The following is a 1,907-nucleotide window of genomic DNA, read 5'->3' on the forward strand; positions in this document are numbered from 1 at the left end:
GCTCCGCGCCGCGTTCCGGCGACCGCCGTCGCTCCGTACACCACCCCGTACACCCCGCAGCAGGGCCGTGCGCCCCGGCCCGTGGGCGGCTTCGACTTCTTCGGCATGCAGAGCGCCCAGTCCGGCCCGCGGAACGCCCGCAAGGAGACGAGCGCGGCTGCGCTGGAGCCCGCACAGCTGGCCTCCGTGCAGAACGAGGACCTGGCGGACGTGGTGGGCGCGGAGGCCATCGCCGCGCACCGGGCCGAAGCGGCCGTGTCGGCGGAGGGCGCGGTCCCGGCGGACGTGGCGGACGACGTAACCGATGACGTGGCGGACGACGGCACCGGGGGCGACGCCGAGCGCGGGGTCGGCCAGGTCATCGACCTGACCGAGCACGACGAGACGGAACAGATCGACGTGGGCGAGCTGCGCACCGCCAGCCCGGCCTGAACCGGGCCGGCACCCGAGCGGATCCCGGGCGGCCCGGCGGCCGACTGCGGCCCGCCCGCCCGCGTACCGGCCGCGTACCACCCGCCTGCGCACCGCTTGTGTGCCGCCCGCCCGCGTGCCGCCCGCTACTTGTCGATGTCGCCGACCACGAAGAAGAGCGAGCCCAGGATCGCCACCATGTCGGCGACCAGGGTGCCGGGAAGCAGCTCGGTCAGCGCCTGGATGTTGTTGAAGGACGCCGAGCGGAGCTTGAGGCGGTACGGGGTCTTCTCGCCCTTGGACACCAGGTAGTAGCCGTTGATGCCGAGCGGGTTCTCCGTCCAGGCGTACGTCTCGCCCTCCGGGGCCTTCAGCACCTTCGGGAGCCGCTGGTTGACGGGGCCGGGAGCCAGCGCGGCCAGCCGGTCCAGACAGGCGTCGGCCAGGTCGAGCGCGTTGTGCGTCTGGCTCAGCAGCACCTCGAAGCGGGCCAGGCAGTCGCCCTCCTCGCGGGTGACGACCTTCAGGGTGTCCTGGAGTTCGCCGTACGCGAGGTAGGGCTCGTCGCGGCGCAGGTCGAAGTCGACGCCCGAGCCGCGGGCGATCGGCCCGCTCACCCCGTACGCGTGCACGGCGGCGCCGGACAGCACCCCCACGCCCCGGGTGCGGCCCCGGAAGATCTCGTTGCCGAGGACGAGGTCGTCGTACACGTCCATACGGGAGCGGACGTCGGCGACGGCGTCCCGTGCCCGGCCGAGCCAGCCCGCGGGGAGGTCCTCCTTGAGGCCGCCGACCCGGTTGAACATGTAGTGCATCCGGCCGCCGGAGACCTCCTCCATCACCGCCTGGATCACCTCGCGCTCCCGGAACGCGTGGAACACCGGGGTGATACCGCCCAGTTCGAGGGGGTACGAGCCGAGGAACATCAGATGGTTGAGCACCCGGTTCAGCTCGGCCAGGAGCGTACGGGTCCAGACCGCGCGCTCCGGGACCTCCATGCCGAGCATCCGCTCGACGGCCAGCACCACGCCCAGCTCGTTGGAGAAGGCGGAGAGCCAGTCGTGCCGGTTGGCGAGCATGATGATCTGGCGGTAGTCGCGCGCCTCGAAGAGCTTCTCGGCGCCCCGGTGCATATAGCCGATGACCGGCTCGGCCTGCTGGACACGTTCGCCGTCCAGGACCAGCCGGAGGCGGAGCACTCCGTGGGTGGAAGGGTGCTGGGGTCCGATGTTGAGCACCATGTCGGTGCTCTCCGCGGCCCCGCCGATGCCGACCGTCGTCTCCGTCATACGGGCCAGTATCCCCGGCGGGCCGCGGTGCCCCTATCCGGGTGCGGGCCCCGGGCCGTCGGGCCCGCCCACCCGCTGCGTCAGCCACCCGAAGTCGCCCAGGCCGCCCCGCGCCATCAGCTCCGCGGCCTCGCCCGCCGCAGCCAGGGCCCTGACGTACGCAGCGGGGTCCGTCGACGCCAGCAGCAGGGGCGGCCGGTCACCGCT

The 1,907-nt window shown here is 72.9% G+C and carries 1 protein-coding gene and 1 pseudogene; one reads left to right on the forward strand and one right to left on the reverse strand.

What is annotated here, in order from left to right; all coding sequences use genetic code 11:
• Nucleotides 1–432 (forward strand): annotated as a pseudogene (locus tag G3I19_RS36320) (hypothetical protein); the annotation flags it as partial.
• Between the two features lie 125 nt (nucleotides 433–557).
• On the opposite strand, the gene G3I19_RS36325 reads toward G3I19_RS36320, so the two are convergent.
• Complete coding sequence (locus tag G3I19_RS36325) at nucleotides 558–1,700, reverse strand: NADH-quinone oxidoreductase subunit D (protein ID WP_164267921.1); 1,143 nt, start codon at nucleotides 1,698–1,700, stop codon at nucleotides 558–560.
• Nucleotides 1,701–1,907 lie beyond the last annotated feature (207 nt).

Source organism: Streptomyces sp. SID10853 (assembly GCF_010548145.1).
Classification (GTDB): domain Bacteria; phylum Actinomycetota; class Actinomycetes; order Streptomycetales; family Streptomycetaceae; genus Streptomyces.